Origin of the sequence: Sphingobacterium sp. UBA2480, assembly GCF_002341965.1 — a bacterium.
Lineage (GTDB): Bacteria > Bacteroidota > Bacteroidia > Sphingobacteriales > Sphingobacteriaceae > Sphingobacterium > Sphingobacterium multivorum.
In genome coordinates, this window is record NZ_DDPA01000002.1 from 363,081 (window position 1) to 381,572 (window position 18,492).

Sequence of the window (18,492 nt, forward strand, 5' to 3'; positions counted from 1 at the left end):
TGTTAGTTGTATTGTTCATTAATGAGCTTCTTTATCATCTTATTCATCTCTTAAACTATGTACTGGATTTGCACGTGCCGCTTTTATGGATTGGTAGCTCATCGTAAAAAATGCAATAAGTAAGGTTGCGGCAGCCGGAATAATAAACATCCACCAGGATAGCTCTATTTTATACGCAAAATCATCCAACCATTTGTGCATCGCCCACCAAGCAATTGGGGTAGCAATCAAAATAGAAATGAGTATAAGTTTGATATAATCTTTTGATAATAATCCAATAATCCCCAATACCGTGCTTCCCAACACTTTTCGAATACCGATTTCTTTGGTACGTTGTACCGTGGTGATGGTAACCAGACCGATCAATCCCAGGCAGCTGATGAGAATTGTCGTCGATGTAAATAGATTGATAATCTTCGAGAATTTTAGATCACTGCTATAGAGTTCTTTGATTTGCTGATCATAGAAATCATATTTGAATGGGGCTTTTGGATAATATTTTTTCCATTCTTTCTCAATCTGTTTTAAAGTTTCCGGCCAGGTAGTTGAATTACTATTGAGTTTGACGCTTAGTCTGTTTAATTCCCATTTTTTAATAGAGCTCAGCATGACAACAGGTTGAATGGCTGCATGCAGATTTTTTGTGTGAAAATTGTCGGTTACACCCACAATCTGCCGCTGTTTGTCTGTGTACGTGACAAAGCTACCTACAGCATTTTCAGCAGATTTAAAGCCTAACTTTTGAACGGTGGCTAAGTTTAACACGATGCCAGTGCTCGTATCGGCCAACTGCAGCGGGCGGCCAGCAAGCATTTTAAAATTATAGAGCTTAAAGTTATCTTGGTCGACAAATTTCATTTGTACATCAGCTTGTACCTGTCCCGTATCACTTTTCGCAAACAAGGCATTTCCCCAATGGTCGTTACTCATGGGCAGATGCCCCAAGGAAGCCTGCTCTACACCTGTGATGTGCTTAATCGCTTGCTTAAAAACAAAAGGATCAACATTACTGTCCTGGTAGCTTTTGCTCGGGAAACGTAGGGTAATGATCGCATCCTTATCGAAGCCGGAGTTATTCTGTAGCGCATGTTTCAACTGTAGACCAATGATGCAAGTTGAAATAACAAACAGCTGAGCAATCAAAAATTGAAATATAATGAGCATTTTCCGAAAAGAAAGATTGCCAAATTTGAGACTTTGCGCATTTGAGATTTTAATGACTTCAACAATCTTGACTTTATTTGTTAATAAAATCGGGTAACCTGAGGAAATTAAGGTAATCGTGATTGTAAGTGTTGCTAAAAATAGCGATACTCCCCATGGATCGGGATACAACTTGAGCTGATCGGGAATATAAGTGGCTAAAACTGTTTGAATGAGAATAAGTAAAGGCCATGATAAAAGTACCGAAAAAGCCGTAATGCAAAATGTTTCCAACAAAAAGGACTTTGTAATTCTTTTCTGGCTTTCTCCTAATGTCTTTCTGATACCAATCTCTTTAGCGCGTTGTGGGATTTGGGCGGTAGCGAGATTGATGTAATTGACACAGGCGAGTAGAAGCAAAAATATACCTATGCCGATTAGGCCATACATTATTTTCTTATTAACATTATTTTGCGCGTAAGAAGTAAAATGTAAGTCTTTTAAAGGTACTGTGTTTACATGCATTTTAAACCCAAACTTGTCAAATTCGGCATGCGTCATCTCATAGGCCTTTTTATCGGCTGTCTTTATGAGGTTAGGAAGGGAAGCCGATGATTTTACCTTAATAAAGAGCTGCCAATTTGAATTTGAATTGTTCCAGTTTGTGCTATTCCATTCCTTTTCTGGAATCTGGATAAATTCTTTACCCAAAAAGCTGCTTGGATGGGCTAGATCTTTTACAATGCCGGTGACATTGTATAATGTACTATCATAGGACAAAGTCTGTCCTATGATTTGGTCTATTGACCTGTTTGGGAAATACAATTTAGCCCGCGATTCTGTCAGGATGACTTCATGGCTATTTTTTAGTATATTCCTTTGGTCGCCAGCTAACCAAACATAAGGTGTCATTTTGAAATAGTCTCCCGTGGTACCGATGATATCGGGTTGATCTTCAAACTCTATTTTCTGCGTGTCGCCAATATTACTGACACGTTCGAAGTATTGTTTAAAGATGGGTACAGTCAGTTCAACACTAACAAAGTTTTCCTTAATATATGCCGGTAATGGTGCGGGAACACCATCGAAATGATCTAATTTATCCTTTTCTTCATAGGAGGTATGGACCTTGTAAATCTGCTCACTTTTCGGATGATGCTGATCAAAACTAAATTCATAATTGACGATACGGAAAATAAGCCAACAGGCACTTATTCCGATGGCAAGCCCAAATACATTTAAAAATGTGAAAAGACGGTTACGCCATAGTTGTCTGAAAATTAATTTAATCGTGCTCATCATTTACAGGTTATTAGGATAAATATCTTGGTTATATATGTGTGTTTTTATACCGAAGTTGTTTCCATAATCACTTGCCCGTCTAGCATGCGGATTACACGGTCAGAAAACTTTGCATCGTGTTCACTATGTGTTACCATGACGATGGTTGTGCCGGCTTCGTTCAATTCAGTCAGGAGTTGCATGACTTCGTTACCATTATTGGAATCGAGGTTACCCGTAGGCTCATCGGCAAGAATCAATTTTGGATTATTCACGACAGCGCGAGCAACGGCCACACGTTGTTGCTGACCTCCGGAGAGCTGTTGTGGAAAGTGATTTCGGCGGTGCATGATCTGGACTTTTTCCAAAACTTCTTCTACACGCTTTTTGCGTTCTGCAGCTGGAACATTGGTATAAACCAGTGGAAGTTCCACGTTTTCAAATACTGTTAGTTCATCGATTAGATTGAAGCTCTGGAATACAAAACCAATGTTATGTTTGCGGAGATCTGAGCGACCACGTTCTTTGAATTTGGCAACTTCAATCTCGTTGAACAGATAGCTTCCTTCATCCAAATCATCCAGCAATCCGATAATATTGAGTAAAGTCGATTTTCCACAGCCCGAAGGACCCATTACAGCAACAAACTCGCCCTCTTTGACATGAATGTTTAGGTTGTTTAATGCGACGGTTTCAACTTCTTCAGTGCGGTAATACTTTTGAAGGTTTGTGATCTTGATCATATTTTTTGTGCTCATGGTTTTTATGTTTTGGATCCTTGGCGATATTGCCTTGGACAGTTATTATTTCTGTTATTAAATTCTGTTTATTTAATTGTTTATTGATCTCTTAAAGTCTTCGTCGGATTGGCTATCGCTGCTTTAAATGCCTGTGAACTGATCGTCAGTAGGGCAATTACAATTGCTGCTACAGCACTGATGACAAAGATGGTCCAGGAAATCTCTACATGATGTGCATAGTTGGTTAACCATTTGCTCATAATCATCCATGCAATAGGAAAGGCAATGATACAGGAGATCGCTATAAGCGTAACAAATTCACGGTTGAGCATTTGGATAAGTCCCGAAACAGAGGCCCCCAGGACTTTACGAATACTGATTTCTTTTGCGCGTTGCTCTGTTGCAAAGGCGGCTAAACCAAACAGGCCTAGGCAGGATATAATGATAGACATCAGTGCAAATACACTGGATAGTTGCTGTACAAAAAGCTCAGCTTTAAACTTATTATTGAAACTATCATCTAAAAATTTATAGTCAAAGGGGAAGCCCGGGTTATTTTTGACGATGACCTTCTCGATTTGTTGAATGGCATCTGGTAAATCTACTCCAGCCTTTGTCTTGATGGTCATGATGCCATTATCTCTATTCATCGGTAGAAATAGCATCGGCTCAGGATCGGCATACACATTGTTATAAACGAAGTTCTTGACGACACCGGCGATGGTGAACTTTTCCTCACCGTAACTGATGATACTACCGGCCACAAGGCCATCTTTTTTGATCAGTTTTGCAAATGCTTCGTTGATGATAACCGAGGTGCTATCACCTACAAAATTTTGATGGAAGTTTCTACCGTCAGAAAGCTTTAGATCCAAAGCTGGAATAAGACCTTCATCAGAACGTAACATGCCAATCAAAATACTAGCATTTGGATCTTTTCCATCCCAGCTAAAACCGGACGTATTGGAGTTGATATTGAGTATACTCATATCACTGACACCGACCTCTTGCACAACTCCTGTTGCCAATAATTGATTTTTAATCAGTGGGAGATGTTTGGCCATATCGCCTTGTAGCGCTGTTGTCAACACCTGACTCTTATCAAATCCGAGATCCCTGTTCTTGTTGTGCTGAATCTGTTGGTAGATAATAATGGTACAGATAATCAAAACGACGGATGCCGTATATTGTAAAATCACCAATCCTTTGCGTACAAGACTTCCGCTTCCGGCTTTTTGCTTCGCACCTTTAATTGTCGTTAGTGGTTTGAATGCGGATAGGAAAAATGCGGGATAGCTACCTGCAAATAGGCCACAGGCAAGGGTAATTACCAACAGAAAAAGGAGGTGTAAAGGTGCCGATAAATTAACCTTCAGCTCTTGGCCTATCATTGCATTGAAAGGACCGATAAAGATGTAAATCAGCAACAAGGCTACCAAGGAAGAGATGGTTGCCAATACGAGCGATTCCCCTAGGAATTGCGTCACTAAAGATTTGCGGCTTGCGCCAACAACTTTACGCATACCCACTTCTTTTGCTCTTTTTTCTGACCTTGCTGTTGCGAGATTCATAAAATTGATGCAGGCAATTAATAGAACAACCCAAGCAATAAAGGTAAATAGACGTATATTTTTAATACCGCCTTCTATTTCATTTCCGCTATTGTCAAATTGGTTGTACGTAATCCAACGTTCCATTGGATAGAGGTAATTTTGTGAGAATGTGACTTCACCATTGGTTTTGCGTTTGACAAAATCCATCATCTGTTTGTTGATCTGGTCAACATTGGCATTATCTTCGACCTGAACCAATGTTTGTACGCCATTGTTTCCCCAGTTTTCCAACCAATCCTGACCAGCTTCAAACTTTTTGAAAGGAATCAGCCATTGAAAATCATAGCTGCTATTTTTGGGTAGGTCCTTGATTACCCCTGCAACAATAAATGGCTCAGTATTGTTTGTTTTGACGGTTTTTCCCAATGCCGGGCGGTTACCAAATAATTTATGGGCAGCTGTTTCTGATAACACGATATTGTTGACCTGATCGAAAGCGGTCTTTCGATCACCCTCCAAAAATTCCAAGGAAAGCACATCTGCAATGGAGCCATCGGCATATACTCCTGTCTGAAATATATTATTGTCTCCTACAGAAAATAACATGGGCGAATTCCAGCTCATGCGAACGGCATGCTTAATACCGGGTATTTCTTTTGCTACGCTTTGGGCAAATGGTCCAGGTGTCGATTCGAATACATAAGTAGCGCCATCGTAAGTCTGTTTTGATTTGACAACATAGATATTCTTTTTGTTGGCGAAATTATCGTTGTAGCCCAACTGGCTTTCAACCCATAAAAAAATCAACGATGCCGCAGCGATACCGACCGCCAATCCAAAAATATTAAGAAAGCTGTACCCCTTGGTTTTCCAAAGGTTGCGAAGTGCGGTTTTAATAAAGTTTTTAATCATAATTAAGTCGTATGATAAAAGCGGTTATCGAGAGATATGATGTGCTCGATAACCGCTAGGATGTTACTTTTTAATATTTAGCTCTTGCACCTTATCGTAGGTCTCATAGCTCGATACGATAACCTTATCGCCTGGTTGTAGACCTTTGATAACCTCATAATATTCCGGATTTTGTCTTCCTAATTGGATATCGACACGATATGCTGTACTTCCATTTTTATCCAATTTGAAGATCCAGTTGCCACCGGTCTGTTGATAAAAACCGCCTTTTGCCAGCAATAACGCTTTGGTTTCATCGCTTAATGCCAAACGTATTTGTAAAGTCTGTCCACGGCGGATCCCTTTGGGAACATCATTGATAAACTCCATGTCAACCTGGAATCGGCCATTGGTGACTTGTGTATAGACTTTCTTGATACGGAGTTTGTAGGTTTTTTCACCGATAGAAAACTCCCCTTGTAGATCTGGGAAAATACGGTTGATATAATGTTCATCGATGTCAGCACGCACTTTGAATCCTGTTAAGACGTCGATTTGTCCCAACCGTTCCCCGGCGTTTTTATTTTGTCCGATTTCAGCATCGAAGGCGGTCAATTGCCCGTCAACAGGTGCTCTAACGATCAGGTCACCAATTTTTCTTTTCATCAGTTCCAATGCACTCTGCGTGCGTTGGTAAGTTTGTTTGTCCTGATTGGTTTTTTGTGCATTGGAGATTTCGTCCTGTTTCAGGATCTGTTTGGTCAAGTTGACCCGTTCTTTTTGATAGTTGTATTCGTTCTTTGATTTTTCGAACTCTTGTGTACCAATGGCTTTTTCGGCAAGTAATTTTCTGTTTAGATTATAGATCCGCTCCGCTTCCCGATAGGCCTGTTCTACATCAGCCATTTGGTTGCGGTTGTTAATTGATGCTTGTTGTGCATTGGTCTGCGCAATTTGTGACTGTGTCAATAGATTGAGCACTTGCGTTTCTTGTTGTACCAGGGTAAGCTCCTGATCGGTATTGGAAAGACGCATGATTGCATCCCCTTTTTTTAAGATAGCCCCGTCTTCTACAAATTTTTCTTCGACGCGTCCGCCAACAGAAGCATCGAGGTATATACTACTAATAGGAAGCACGGTGCCATTTATCGGGATAAATTCTTGAAAGTTTCCATTTTTTATTTCGACAATAGAGATGCGGTCAGCTTCAACATTCAGTTTGCTTTTGCCGGAGGTAAAATAGAAACTGGCACTGATTAAGCCAACTAAGCCAGCAACCCCCACAATAGTCATGATACGTTTGCTATTCCACTTCTTCTTTTCTAAAGGTCTGTCCATAATTTAATATCAATTTTGTATGTAACTATGAAAGCTGTGCCAATAATTTAATTTACTGATTTATAGTTGTTTATTTTGTTTTGTTTGGCGCTCGGTGTTCGATAGCGGACACTTCTTGTACGAAGACGTACAACTGGAAGTTTTTCGCTGTTTATTGTGGCAACTGAAGTGCTTTGAGCAAATATAACCACAGGTTGTGGTAAGGTACGTTAGTTCTATTGGAGTACACATTGATTTATGTATAGTTTATTAAGTTGCAACGGAGAAGAATCTTCAATTTAAATATATCAATTCTCTTAATTTACACGGAACTAATACGGACTTTATAGGGACCTTATTCGGACCTCATTCGGATGAAAGCGAATAAAAACCGAAGAAACTCCGATGTATATCCATTGAATAAACGAATAAATACTGAACTTGATTTCCATCATGTTCCTACTTATACTCTTGTGGATTTTTATTGTCCAACTACGCACACCGACTGTTCATTAATGAACATTTTTGAAAATATGTTTTTTGTATCTGTTTGATAGTTAGTGTTTTTGTTGTTTGGCATGGCGATGGTCAGCAAGAAAATAAAAACTGGATATGAAGAGAGTTTATATATATAGTACATTATGCTTTTTATTGAGTTATGCTAAGGCAGGGGCGCAACAGACGGAGCAGCAACTAACGGAAAGAGTGTCGGGGACAGCAACAATTGCAGCGGTCGACGATAAACAAATTGCCAAGCGAAGCTTAGCTGAGTGTATCCAGTTGGCCATAAAGGCCAATCCAACCTTATTGCAGAATGAACTCGATGTGAAGCGTGCCGAGGTGAATTTGGCACAGGCTAAAGCGAATAGACTTCCCGATGTCGATGCGAGCCTACAACATAGCCTGACCTCAGGTAGATCGCAGGATAACTCGACCCTTCAATATATTTCATCCAACAACTCAACAGGGAATTTTTCTTTGGGAGCCAGCCTGCCGTTATTTAGAGGGTTTCGTCTATTTAACGAAATTCGGATGCGTGCTGATGCAAAGACAGCTGGTAAATTGACTTTTGATACGCAGATTAATAACCTAAAACTAGATGTTATTACCGCTTATATTCAAAGTTTGACTGCCCAGGATATATTGCGGCAATCCGAAATGCAGACTGAAGTAACCCGAGAGCAGGTCAGACGTGCGGAGAGCATGCATAAGGAAGGCGCAATTAACCCTGGGGATTATTTTGATTTGAAAGGACAACTGGCAAATGATGTCAACACGATTGAAAATAATCGTCAGTTACTATACAGTAGCCGGGTGAAACTGGCGGCCTTATTGAATATGGCGGAAAATCAATTAGGGGAATTGGACAATATCGGAATAAATGAGACAGGACAGCGTTTGGATGAGAAGCAATTATATGATATGGCTGTCGACCAATTGCCTGATATTAAAGCTTTGGATTATCGGATAAAAGTGGCGGAGCGGGATATTAAGATTGCGAAATCATACTATTACCCGTCTTTGAGTCTGAGCGCTGGCTTAGGATCAAATTATTCAAAATTGGGGATTCAAGGAACGTATTGGTCCCAAATGCGTAATAACGTGGGAAAATCTATTTCTCTAAATCTCTCAATTCCCATTTTTAATCATTTGCAAGTATATAACAACGTCCGCCTGGCAAAATTAGATCTACAAGCTGCTAAATTTCAGAAAGAGATCCAACAAAATGTTTTACGGTCGGCGACGTCCAATGCGGTTTTTAATTTGCAGAACGCAAGTAACATGATTACACAATTACGTAGTCAAAATGAAAACTACGCGGAGTCTTTTCGCATAGCCAAAGTCGTTTTCGAATTGGGAAACAGTAATTCAGTGATTTTTTTGACCGCAAAAACGAAATTCGACAACAGTCAGATTCAATTGGTCGTCAAGCAGTATGAATGGCTGCTGCAAAAATATATCAATGATTATTACGCAGGCTCATTGAATTTATAATTATCTTAGTATCTTCAATGAAGTCAGTAAGTATGAAAAAAGCATCTATTTTAGTCGTTGATGATGACCAGGATTTATTAACTGCGGCAAGAATCTTGCTTAAACCTAAAGTTAGTCATATTCAAGTTGAACCCAATCCGGAGAACTTAATCGCACATCTGGAGAAGACACCTTATGATCTGGTACTTTTAGATATGAATTTTAAAAGTACAATTAATACTGGTAATGAGGGATTATATTGGTTGTCCCGGGTTAAAGAAAAGTTTCCACAGATACATGTCATTATGATTACCGCTTATGGAGCTGTAGATCTCGCTGTAAAATCGCTGAAACAGGGGGCGTCAGATTTTGTCGTGAAACCCTGGGAAAATGAGCATTTATTGGCGACGATCGAAAGCACGCTTGCTGAATCAAAAAACAAAGAAAAGAAAAGTAAAAGTTCTCTGCTCAGTAGTGCGAACAGTCCTGATTTGATTGGTAACTCTGTTGTTATGGACGAACTGCAATATAAATTGGAGAAAATAGCGCCGACAGATGCCAATATTTTAATATTAGGTGAAAATGGGACAGGGAAAGACCTCATTGCTCAAGCCATTCAGCGAAGATCCTTGCGTTCAGATCGGACTTATGTCAAGGTCGATGTCGGGGCGCTGACAGAAACATTGTTTGAAAGTGAGCTTTTCGGTTATAAAAAGGGGGCATTTACGGATGCACGTGAAGACCGTCAAGGGCGATTTGAAGCGGCAAATGGAGGGACATTGTTCCTCGACGAAATTGGAAATATCTCTTTGCAGCAACAAGCTAAATTGTTGACCGTACTCCAGAATAGACAGGTGACACCGTTGGGTTCCTATCAACCGATCCCGGTGGATATTCGCTTAATCTCAGCAACCAATGTGCCGTTGAAACAGCTTGCAGATGAAAGCCGTTTTCGAAAAGACTTAATTTATCGGATCAATACCGTGGAAATTCAGGTACCACCATTGCGTGAACGGGGAGAGGATATCAAGCTATTGGCTGATCATTTTCTCGATATCTATTCGAAAAAATACAATAAACGGATTGAAGGCTTTGAACCGGATGCGGTTAAAAAAATGTGCGCATATCATTTTCCGGGCAACGTCCGGGAACTTCAATACAGCATCGAGCGTGCTGTTATTATGGCAGATCAGCTTAGTATCGCCGGAAATGACCTTTTCTTCTCACCGATCGAACAGCAAGTAGATAACCACGTTGTTGAAACTAGCGCTAGCAGTCAAAATTTGGAAGAATTGGAACGTAAAGCAATCAAATCTGCGATTGAGCGTTACAACGGAAATATCAGTAAGGCAGCAAAGGAATTGGGACTGACAAGAGCTGCGCTTTATAGACGTTTGGAGAAATATGATATTTAGTCGATGAGGCACGGAAAAATCTTAAATGCGATCAAGATTATATTACTGTTGATAGCTGCTCTTGTGAGTGCTTATTTTCTACTAAAACGTGAATACGTACAGGCGGCTTTGATCTTCTGTGTGATGCTTTACCTGGGTTTTAACCTATATGCACAATATAATTTTTTGGCCAAGCAGTTGATTGAATTTTCCGAAGCGGTCAAATACCGTGATTTTACCAGACGTTTTTTGGTGAAAAACACAAAATCAGTAGAAGGAAAGCTTTTCCTTGCCTTTAATCAGATCAACGAAACATATAAGGAGATCAGTATTAAGCAGGAAATTCAGCATCAATACCTGGACCGTGTGATCAATATGCTGAATTCGGCGATTATCTTTTATGAGATGGATAGCGGTAAGGTCATGTGGGTGAATGATGCTTTCAAGCAGCTATTTCATTTGCCACATCTTGGAAACATCACGGGACTGAAGAAAAAAAACAATGATCTTTATGAAAAAACCATGTTACTTGAAAACGGACAGCAGCAGATGGAGTCCGTTCAGTCAAGTAAAGGGAAGATTAAATTATTGATTCAAAGCTCAAGCTTTGAGACACAGGATGCTTTGTTTCGCATTGTTGTATACCAAAATATCAATGAAGCAATTGATGAAACTGAGACAAAGGCATGGCACAAATTATTGCGCGTACTGACGCATGAAATTATGAATTCCATTGCTCCGATCAGCTCACTGGCTGAAACCTTAAACGGTCGTTTGGACCATTTCAAAGGAACTGAAGATATTGATGATCTAAAAACAGGCATTTCCACCATCAAACGTCGTAGCGAAGGACTTTTGCATTTTGCGAAGAGTTATCGCATGATCAATAAAGTCGATCAGCCTCAGCTAGCACCGATTCAAATTTCACAGCTGTTTGAACATATCTATCAACTGCTTGAACCAACCTTGATCCAGAAAAATATTGATGTCGATATTATCCTAAAAAATACAAGGCTTATTTTATCTGCCGACGTCAATTTGATCGAACAGGTTATTATTAACTTAATGTTGAATGCGATAGATGCGGTTAAAAATAGGGAAGAAGCCTATATTAGTTTATCTGCTCTTGAAGTGGACGGCAAGGTGCAGATTAGGATTGAAGATAACGGGGCAGGAATTCCTGCCGATCTTCAGGAGCAGATCTTTACACCATTTTTTACAACAAAGAAGACGGGTACAGGAGTCGGCTTGACCCTAAGTAAACAGATCATGCTTTTGCACAAGGGTACTATTTTCCTCAATAGTACGGAAGGAAAAGGGAGTGTTTTTGTTCTCCAGTTTTAAAGATATTATGTAGCCTAGCTAATTTAACCGTATGTATTCAGTGGAATTAAACCTGATGTTCCATGTGAAAAATCATAAAATTTAGCGATGTTTGCAGCGAAATGAACTACATGCTTAAGTATTGGCGGCATTATTTTGTATCCCATAGTCGCCATGGGACCCATTCTCCTTTTGTTTATAAATTGGTAGACGAAGTGATCTATCAAAAGACATCCAAGGAGAGCGTTTCGGAATTACCGCAAACTATTCAAAACGGAAGCAAGGTAGAGCAGAAAAAGTATGCATTAATCGATCGGTTATTAAACACATTCGCTTACGACAATTTTAGTTATTGGGCCGATCGTCCGATCGAAAGTTATCAGAGTCTTCTGCAGGACCAATGCGGAAGCTATGCGTACCGACATATTTATTATATCGACCTGGACGATCTTGACCTGAATTTTTTGGGAAATGTTGGCGATCGAGATCTATTGATTATAAACGAACCCCATGTGTCAGCGAAAAGGGAAGCCTACTGGAACAAGCTGAAACAGGATAATCGTGTTGTGGTTACCATAGATCTATACCGAATTGGGTTGGTTTACTTTAGAAAAGAACAACGAAAAGAGCATTTTCTGATACGATTTTAGGCTACTGTTTCGACCATTTTTTGGCTGTCGATAGGCAGTCATGGGCCACGTTCCGAAAGGCATTAAATATTTTATCTGAAGTTTAAGGATACAGGAGAGGAGAGCGAAGAGGAACGGGTAGCTGTCATTCGGCAAGAATAAACAAGAGCATCCATATATTTATGGATGCTCTTGTTTATTAAAAAGCTTCACTTAGGGACAGATAGAAACCCGATTGTCGTTTTTCTCCAGGTCTTTGTTCGCCAAAGGAATAATCAAAGCGTATGCTGCTATTGTGTTCGAGACTAAAGAAATATCTTAAGCCACCGCCATAACTTGCGACATATCGGCTGCTATTTTCCTTTGAAAAGGTTGATCCTAGCCCTGAAAAACCAACAATACCAAAGCGTGGATGAAAGCGATAACGCAGTTCAGCTTGGGAGGCAAGGTAATTCTTGTCCCGGTAACGTCCGAGGTAATATCCGCGCATCATCATGTCTCCACCGAGCTCACGGTAGTTGTAAAATGGGACGGTTTTTCCAAATGTGGAACGAAAGATTCCTTGCAGGGCCAGTGTGACTTGGTTGTGCAGGGGAATAAAGCCACGCAGATCCACGTCGAGGTTTGCCCCCGTAAAATCAGTACTTGTCCATAACTTTGGAGCATAGGCCAGTCGAAATTTAGCATAATACCCCCTTGTTGTATAAGAAACGTTATCCCTATTGTCAAACAATTGCGAAATACCTACAAGTAGCTGTTGCCCGCCATGCTTTCCAATAAGATCGGAATGATTGAAAATACGATCGGCACTATCGCTACGAATGGTGAAGTTGTCGTATTGAATGTTGATGCCCGAATAGAGGTTGTTGCTGATTTTTTTCTCAGCTTCGAGTTTGACGCGAAATAATTTTTGATCAATGCGTTCTTCATCTGCCTTCCAGGTGTCCATACCGACGCCATAATAGTTAAAGGGCCAATTACGGTAACGCATTTCACTAATCAGATGGTAGTCGTTGTTTTTAGTCCAAAGATCTGTCTGCAGTTTGAAATTGGACTGACTATTGGATGTAAAGGTTCCCATGACCATGACCGTGGAGGTGCGGATTTTGGGATCAGATTTGTCCAGATAAAAATTATAAGCGCTCGCCAGGCCGTATTCAACGCCCGTTTCCTGCGCATAACCAACGGCCGGTAAAACCATAAAACTACCGGAACGTGTAGAATCTCTTTCAGCGGAAAGAAATTTTTTACTCAATTTTTGAATAATATTTTGAGCTTTCAATTCGGCCGATCCCATTAAAAGTACCGTAAATAGTACGGAGTATCGGGTAAGTTTTGAAAGTGATTGCGGTAAAATTTGCATGCCCAAAGATAGTATATTAGCCAAATAACCAAAACAGGTAAATATGCAATCAAAAATTATTGTGCTGCATATCAGTATAATTGCCAAAAACTGTCTTTTTTTTTTGACAAATATTTTTGTAAAGTGAGTTTTGTGTCTATCTTTGCATCAGCAAACAAGGGAACAACGGTTCAAAACAACGAAAGTTTGCTTAGTTCTTTAAATGAAAAAAAATAAAAAATAAACTTGCAGAAATCAAAAGTAAATTCGATATTTGCACTCGCTGAAAAGGTAGAAATACTTGGTCAGACGTTGATAGAATGTAAGTTTAAATAAAGATATTAGAAGCCTCTTTAGCTCAGCTGGTAGAGCAACTGACTTGTAATCAGTAGGTCATTGGTTCGATTCCGATAAGAGGCTCTAAATGTAACGAAAGTTACAGGTCTGGAGGGGTTCCAGAGCGGTCAAATGGGACGGACTGTAAATCCGTTGCTTCGGCTTCGAAGGTTCGAATCCTTCTCCCTCCACACTTTATTTTAATTAGGGTGTTAGATTTACTCTAGTTTCTAATTATTAAGCGGAAGTAGCTCAGTTGGTAGAGCGATAGCCTTCCAAGCTATAGGTCGCGAGTTCGAACCTCGTCTTCCGCTCAAATTTTTCAAGTATTAAATTTAGTCTCTATCTTCTTTGATAATAATGTATCTAAAGGTGGGGGCATTAATACGTAAATAAGGTTTTTTAGTAAGCCGAAGTAGCTCAGGGGTAGAGCACTTCCTTGGTAAGGAAGAGGTCGTGGGTTCAAATCCCATCTTTGGCTCGTACTTGTGTAAAAGTTAAGCAAGAGTATATAACAAATAGAAATAATTTATAATTACTAATTCGCATAAACATGGCAAAAGAGAAATTTGACCGTAGTAAACCACACTTAAACATTGGTACTATCGGTCACGTTGACCACGGTAAAACTACAACTACAGCTGCTATCACTAAAGTATTGGCTGATAAAGGTTTGTCAGAAGCTCGTTCATTTGATTCAATTGACTCTGCTCCTGAAGAAAAAGAGCGTGGTATCACAATCAATACTGCACACGTAGAATATTCTACAGCTAACCGTCACTATGCACACGTTGACTGTCCAGGTCACGCTGACTACGTTAAGAACATGGTAACTGGTGCTGCTCAAATGGACGGTGCTATCATCGTAGTTGCTGCGACTGATGGTCCTATGCCTCAAACTCGTGAGCACATCTTGTTGGCTCGCCAAGTAGGTGTTCCTGCGTTAGTAGTATTCATGAACAAAACTGACTTAGTTGATGACCCTGAGTTGTTAGACTTAGTTGAAATGGAAGTTCGTGAGTTATTATCATTCTACGAATTCCCTGGTGATGATATCCCTGTAATCAAAGGTTCTGCTTTAGGTGCATTGAACGGTGAGCCTGAGTGGGTTGAGAAAATCATGGAATTAATGGATGCTGTAGATAACTACATTCCAATTCCTCCACGTTTGACTGACTTACCTTTCTTGATGCCAGTAGAAGACGTATTCTCGATCACAGGTCGTGGTACAGTTGCTACAGGTCGTATCGAAAGAGGTGTAATCAACTCTGGTGATCCAGTTGAGATCTTAGGTATGGGTGCTGAGAACTTGAAATCTACAGTAACAGGTGTTGAGATGTTCCGTAAAATCTTAGATTACGGTGAGGCTGGTGATAACGTAGGTTTATTGTTACGTGGTATTGAGAAAACTGATATCAAACGTGGTATGGTTATCTGTAAACCAGGTTCAGTAACTCCTCACGATCATTTCAAAGCTGAGGTTTACGTATTGTCAAAAGCTGAAGGTGGTCGTCACACTCCATTCTTCAACAAATACCGTCCTCAATTCTATTTCCGTACAACTGACGTAACTGGAGAGATCTCTTTACCAGAAGGTACTGAAATGGTTATGCCAGGTGATAACGTTACAATCAGCGTGAAATTAATTTCTGCTATTGCAATGGAAAAAGGTCTACGTTTCGCTATCCGTGAGGGTGGTCGTACAGTAGGTGCTGGTCAGGTAACTGAAATTATCTAGTCTTTTAAAGATTTAGAATCACATAGAATAAGCTAATCGACTGAGGTTGATTAGCTTATTTTTTCGATAAGCGATTTATCGGATTAAAATAAAAAAAAGTAAAAAAAGATTTGCAGAAAGTGGTTTAAAACACTATATTTGCATCACAAAATAAGAAATACACGGGCATAGTTTAAAGGTAGAACGAAGGTCTCCAAAACCTTTGGTCTGGGTTCGAGTCCTGGTGCCCGTGCTTATAAAAACAGATAAACTAAAATGGCAAAAGTACTTGATTTTTTTAAAGACTCTTATGTAGAGATCACTGAGAAAGTGACTTGGCCTACATGGTCTCAGTTACAAAGTTCAGCTGTTATTGTGCTTGTTGCGTCTCTTCTTATTGCATTGGTTGTCTTTGTAATGGATAAAGCTTCAAGTGTAGGGTTAGAATTCTTGTACGGTATTGCTTCTTAATTTTTCAATCGTATTTATTTATGGCAGATCAAGGTTTAAAGTGGTACGTAGTTCGTGCTGTAAGTGGTAAAGAAAAGAAAGTAAAGCAATATATTGATGCCGAAGTTAGCCGTTTAGGTATTGAGCACTTGATTCCTCAGGTGTTGATTCCAATGGAAAAATACTACTTGATGCGCGATGGAAAGAAAGTTGCTAAAGAACGTAACTACTACCCTGGTTATGTTTTATTGGAAGCAGCTCTTGACGGTGAGTTGGAGCACATCATCAAAAATATCAATAGCGTCATTGGTTTCTTGGGAGATAAAGCTGGTAATGCTGTCCCTTTACGCCAAGCAGAAGTGAATCGTATCTTAGGTAAAGTGGATGAAATGGCAGAACAAGGTGAAACCATTAACGTTCCTTACTATGTGGGTGAAACAGTGAAAGTAAACGATGGTCCTTTCAACGGATTTACTGGAGAGATCGAAGAAGTCCACGAAGATAAAAAGAAATTGATCGTCATGGTGAAAGTCTTCGGTCGTAAGACTCCACTTGAACTGAACTACATGCAAGTAGAAAAAGAGTAAGATTAGTAATTAACGATAGAGAAAAGCTTTTCATGAAAATTGGAAGGCTTTTTTTTGTATCTTACCATAAATGAAAAGGCTAGGTATTTATCTATTCGCATTGTTTTATGTGCTGACATTGCTGAGCTGTGCAAATGTCGAGAAGTATAATCGATTTATCGAGACTCCCCTGGCAGTGGAAGCTATGCAGCAAGATATCAACTATGTTGAGCGTAACTTATGGAAAATGCATCCGGACCTTTTTTTGTATATAGGGGAAGATCAATTAAAGACTAAGTTTGATAGCCTCCGTTCTACGATCCGCCAACCCTTACTGCCCAACCAGTTTCAGCTGGCATTAGCAGCTGTTCTGTCTCAAGTTCGGCAGGGACATATGACCTTAAGCCCACTTATTTCCAAATTTGACCCGAAAGGTAAGGATAAAGTACGTTACCAAAAAAGTAAGGGCCCCTTCTCACAATTGGGATTTCATTGGCAAGAAAATACATTGTATCTTTCAAAAAATGGAACGGCAGATTCAACGCTGATTGTCGGTTCAAAAATTCTAGCTATTGAAGGGATACAGCCACAAAATTTGTACACAAAATATCGCCCAAGCTTTACCTCGGATGGGTATAATACAACATTTATAGATCAGGCTTTTGAACGTTTATTACCGCGGTATTACCAATTGGAATTGGGGTATCGAGATTCTATTGCTGTGGTGTTTTCTTGTGCTGATAGTACGTATGAGCGGTTTGTTGTCAGAAGATTTGAAGCACCTGAACAGAAGGAAAAGGTCGGGACAAACCATGCGGCTACGGAAAAACCGAATAAAAAGCCTTCGGAAAAGAAGGATAAGCCAATCGAAAAGAAGTCCGATACGAAAAAGCAGCGCAAGATATTCGGCTATAATACCAATCTAAAAAGAATGAGCAAACAGCTCTCTTTCCCTATCAAAGGCGATAGCAGTATTGCTTTATTGAAGGTGGTCGATTTTTCCTATGGGCGTCCAAAAGAAGCCTATAGAAGGATTTTTGATCGACTGGAGCTTAATTCGGTTCAATACCTGATCTTGGATCTTCGTGGCAATCTGGGCGGACGTTTGTCCGATGTTCGTGAACTATATAGCTATCTGGTAGAAGCGGATAAATTCCAGTTTGTTCAGCCGGCAGTGATCACCTCAAAGTTCAACTTGCCGTTTTATCAGGTAAAAGGATTGCCAGGCTGGTCTTATCCCGTTTTATCACCATTTATTATACCAAGTGCTGTAGTATCTTGGGCAAAGACGTTTTCCAAAGATGGGATAAATTATACCCATCTTACGGGAAGCAAAATTGAAAAATCAAAGGCGAATCGCTATCGCGGTGATTTATTTGTATTGATCGATGGCGGGACTTTTTCTGCAGCGAGTTTGATTGCTACAAATCTGAAAGTTGGGAAACGTGCTGTTTTCTTTGGTGAAGAGACTGGCGGGGCTGCTAGTGGTACGGTTGCGGGAGTTCTTCCTGTACTGAAACTGCCAAACTCCCATTTAAGATGGCGCTTTGGCTTAATGGACGTGAAGCCTTATTATCATGTAAGCGAAGCTGGACGGGGTGTTATGCCGGATGTTTCCATTGTACGAAATGTTGATGATGTATTCAAAGGGAAAGATCCGGTATTGGATAAGGTGTTGAAGATTATTAAAAGGCAGTAGAGCTGATGTGACTTCGTTAAAACCGATTTTTTTAGCCTTAATTTTTAGAAAAGTGCTAAGATTATTTTTTTGTAATAGGATGTCGGATCTAGGTAGGGATAAAAAAAACATAAATTCCTGAAAAATTAAAAGTTAGA

At 39.9% G+C, this 18,492-nt stretch carries 13 protein-coding genes and 5 tRNA genes; 13 read left to right on the plus strand and 5 right to left on the minus strand.

Features of this window, described 5'->3' with window-relative positions; genetic code table 11:
- Positions 1–39: 39 nt before the first annotated feature.
- From B3600_RS05815 to B3600_RS05830, 4 genes are all read right to left on the minus strand, one after another.
- Positions 40–2,445 (minus strand): ABC transporter permease, encoded by a 2,406-nt coding sequence (locus B3600_RS05815; protein ID WP_286752371.1) that lies wholly within the window; start codon positions 2,443–2,445, stop codon positions 40–42.
- Positions 2,446–2,489: 44 nt separating this feature from the next.
- Positions 2,490–3,167 carry an ABC transporter ATP-binding protein gene (locus B3600_RS05820; RefSeq protein WP_046672289.1) on the minus strand — a complete coding sequence of 226 codons (678 nt, stop codon included), beginning with the start codon at positions 3,165–3,167 and terminating at the stop codon, positions 2,490–2,492.
- 95 nt (positions 3,168–3,262) lie between these two features.
- Positions 3,263–5,629, minus strand: coding sequence for an ABC transporter permease (locus B3600_RS05825; protein WP_286752372.1), 2,367 nt, complete (start codon positions 5,627–5,629; stop codon positions 3,263–3,265).
- A 63-nt stretch (positions 5,630–5,692) separates the two neighbouring features.
- The gene (locus B3600_RS05830) at positions 5,693–6,946 is read right to left on the minus strand and encodes an efflux RND transporter periplasmic adaptor subunit (protein WP_046672247.1); all 1,254 of its coding nucleotides are present in this window, start codon (positions 6,944–6,946) and stop codon (positions 5,693–5,695) included.
- Between the two features lie 591 nt (positions 6,947–7,537).
- Between B3600_RS05830 and B3600_RS05835 the strand changes: the two genes are divergently transcribed.
- The 4 genes from B3600_RS05835 to B3600_RS05850 all read left to right on the plus strand — a co-directional run bounded on the left by B3600_RS05835 (position 7,538) and on the right by B3600_RS05850 (position 12,266).
- On the plus strand, positions 7,538–8,920 hold the full coding sequence (locus B3600_RS05835; protein ID WP_112373732.1) for a TolC family protein: 1,383 nt from the start codon (positions 7,538–7,540) through the stop codon (positions 8,918–8,920).
- 32 nt (positions 8,921–8,952) lie between these two features.
- Positions 8,953–10,314, plus strand: coding sequence for a sigma-54-dependent transcriptional regulator (locus tag B3600_RS05840; RefSeq protein WP_286752373.1), 1,362 nt, complete (start codon positions 8,953–8,955; stop codon positions 10,312–10,314).
- 3 nt (positions 10,315–10,317) lie between these two features.
- On the plus strand, positions 10,318–11,637 hold the full coding sequence (locus tag B3600_RS05845) for a sensor histidine kinase (protein WP_286752374.1): 1,320 nt from the start codon (positions 10,318–10,320) through the stop codon (positions 11,635–11,637).
- Positions 11,638–11,747: 110 nt separating this feature from the next.
- Complete coding sequence (locus tag B3600_RS05850; protein ID WP_286752375.1) at positions 11,748–12,266, plus strand: hypothetical protein; 519 nt, start codon at positions 11,748–11,750, stop codon at positions 12,264–12,266.
- A gap of 178 nt (positions 12,267–12,444) precedes the next feature.
- Here B3600_RS05850 and B3600_RS05855 read toward each other — a convergent pair whose 3' ends face one another.
- Positions 12,445–13,608, minus strand: coding sequence for a BamA/TamA family outer membrane protein (locus B3600_RS05855; protein WP_286752376.1), 1,164 nt, complete (start codon positions 13,606–13,608; stop codon positions 12,445–12,447).
- 326 nt (positions 13,609–13,934) lie between these two features.
- On the opposite strand from B3600_RS05855, the gene B3600_RS05860 reads away from it, so the two are divergent.
- The 9 genes from B3600_RS05860 to B3600_RS05900 all read left to right on the plus strand — a co-directional run bounded on the left by B3600_RS05860 (position 13,935) and on the right by B3600_RS05900 (position 18,355).
- A tRNA-Thr gene (locus tag B3600_RS05860) sits at positions 13,935–14,007 on the plus strand.
- Positions 14,008–14,033: 26 nt separating this feature from the next.
- Positions 14,034–14,114: transfer RNA gene (locus B3600_RS05865), tRNA-Tyr, on the plus strand.
- Positions 14,115–14,164: 50 nt separating this feature from the next.
- A tRNA-Gly gene (locus B3600_RS05870) sits at positions 14,165–14,237 on the plus strand.
- A 95-nt stretch (positions 14,238–14,332) separates the two neighbouring features.
- Positions 14,333–14,404: transfer RNA gene (locus B3600_RS05875), tRNA-Thr, on the plus strand.
- Between the two features lie 72 nt (positions 14,405–14,476).
- Positions 14,477–15,661 (plus strand): elongation factor Tu, encoded by a 1,185-nt coding sequence (gene tuf, locus B3600_RS05880; RefSeq protein WP_075991174.1) that lies wholly within the window; start codon positions 14,477–14,479, stop codon positions 15,659–15,661.
- Positions 15,662–15,822: 161 nt separating this feature from the next.
- A tRNA-Trp gene (locus tag B3600_RS05885) sits at positions 15,823–15,893 on the plus strand.
- 23 nt (positions 15,894–15,916) lie between these two features.
- Positions 15,917–16,111, plus strand: a complete 195-nt coding sequence (gene secE / locus B3600_RS05890) for a preprotein translocase subunit SecE (protein WP_028072657.1) — start codon at positions 15,917–15,919, stop codon at positions 16,109–16,111.
- A gap of 20 nt (positions 16,112–16,131) precedes the next feature.
- Positions 16,132–16,677, plus strand: coding sequence for a transcription termination/antitermination protein NusG (gene nusG / locus B3600_RS05895; RefSeq protein WP_046672242.1), 546 nt, complete (start codon positions 16,132–16,134; stop codon positions 16,675–16,677).
- Positions 16,678–16,747: 70 nt separating this feature from the next.
- Positions 16,748–18,355 (plus strand): S41 family peptidase, encoded by a 1,608-nt coding sequence (locus B3600_RS05900; RefSeq protein WP_286752377.1) that lies wholly within the window; start codon positions 16,748–16,750, stop codon positions 18,353–18,355.
- Positions 18,356–18,492: the final 137 nt, after the last annotated feature.

What these genes read in the sequence shown, in the direction of transcription:
- B3600_RS05820 (WP_046672289.1), bottom strand. Translation starts at nt 3,167, where the DNA reads ATGATCAAGATCACAAACCTTCAAAAGTATTACCGCACTGAAGAAGTT.
- secE (WP_028072657.1), top strand. Translation starts at nt 15,917, where the DNA reads ATGGCAAAAGTACTTGATTTTTTTAAAGACTCTTATGTAGAGATCACT.
- B3600_RS05900 (WP_286752377.1), top strand. Translation starts at nt 16,748, where the DNA reads ATGAAAAGGCTAGGTATTTATCTATTCGCATTGTTTTATGTGCTGACA.
- B3600_RS05830 (WP_046672247.1), bottom strand. Translation starts at nt 6,946, where the DNA reads ATGGACAGACCTTTAGAAAAGAAGAAGTGGAATAGCAAACGTATCATG.
- B3600_RS05840 (WP_286752373.1), top strand. Translation starts at nt 8,953, where the DNA reads ATGAAAAAAGCATCTATTTTAGTCGTTGATGATGACCAGGATTTATTA.
- B3600_RS05855 (WP_286752376.1), bottom strand. Translation starts at nt 13,608, where the DNA reads ATGCAAATTTTACCGCAATCACTTTCAAAACTTACCCGATACTCCGTA.
- B3600_RS05850 (WP_286752375.1), top strand. Translation starts at nt 11,748, where the DNA reads ATGCTTAAGTATTGGCGGCATTATTTTGTATCCCATAGTCGCCATGGG.
- B3600_RS05825 (WP_286752372.1), bottom strand. Translation starts at nt 5,629, where the DNA reads ATGATTAAAAACTTTATTAAAACCGCACTTCGCAACCTTTGGAAAACC.
- B3600_RS05815 (WP_286752371.1), bottom strand. Translation starts at nt 2,445, where the DNA reads ATGATGAGCACGATTAAATTAATTTTCAGACAACTATGGCGTAACCGT.
- B3600_RS05835 (WP_112373732.1), top strand. Translation starts at nt 7,538, where the DNA reads ATGAAGAGAGTTTATATATATAGTACATTATGCTTTTTATTGAGTTAT.
- B3600_RS05845 (WP_286752374.1), top strand. Translation starts at nt 10,318, where the DNA reads ATGAGGCACGGAAAAATCTTAAATGCGATCAAGATTATATTACTGTTG.
- nusG (WP_046672242.1), top strand. Translation starts at nt 16,132, where the DNA reads ATGGCAGATCAAGGTTTAAAGTGGTACGTAGTTCGTGCTGTAAGTGGT.
- tuf (WP_075991174.1), top strand. Translation starts at nt 14,477, where the DNA reads ATGGCAAAAGAGAAATTTGACCGTAGTAAACCACACTTAAACATTGGT.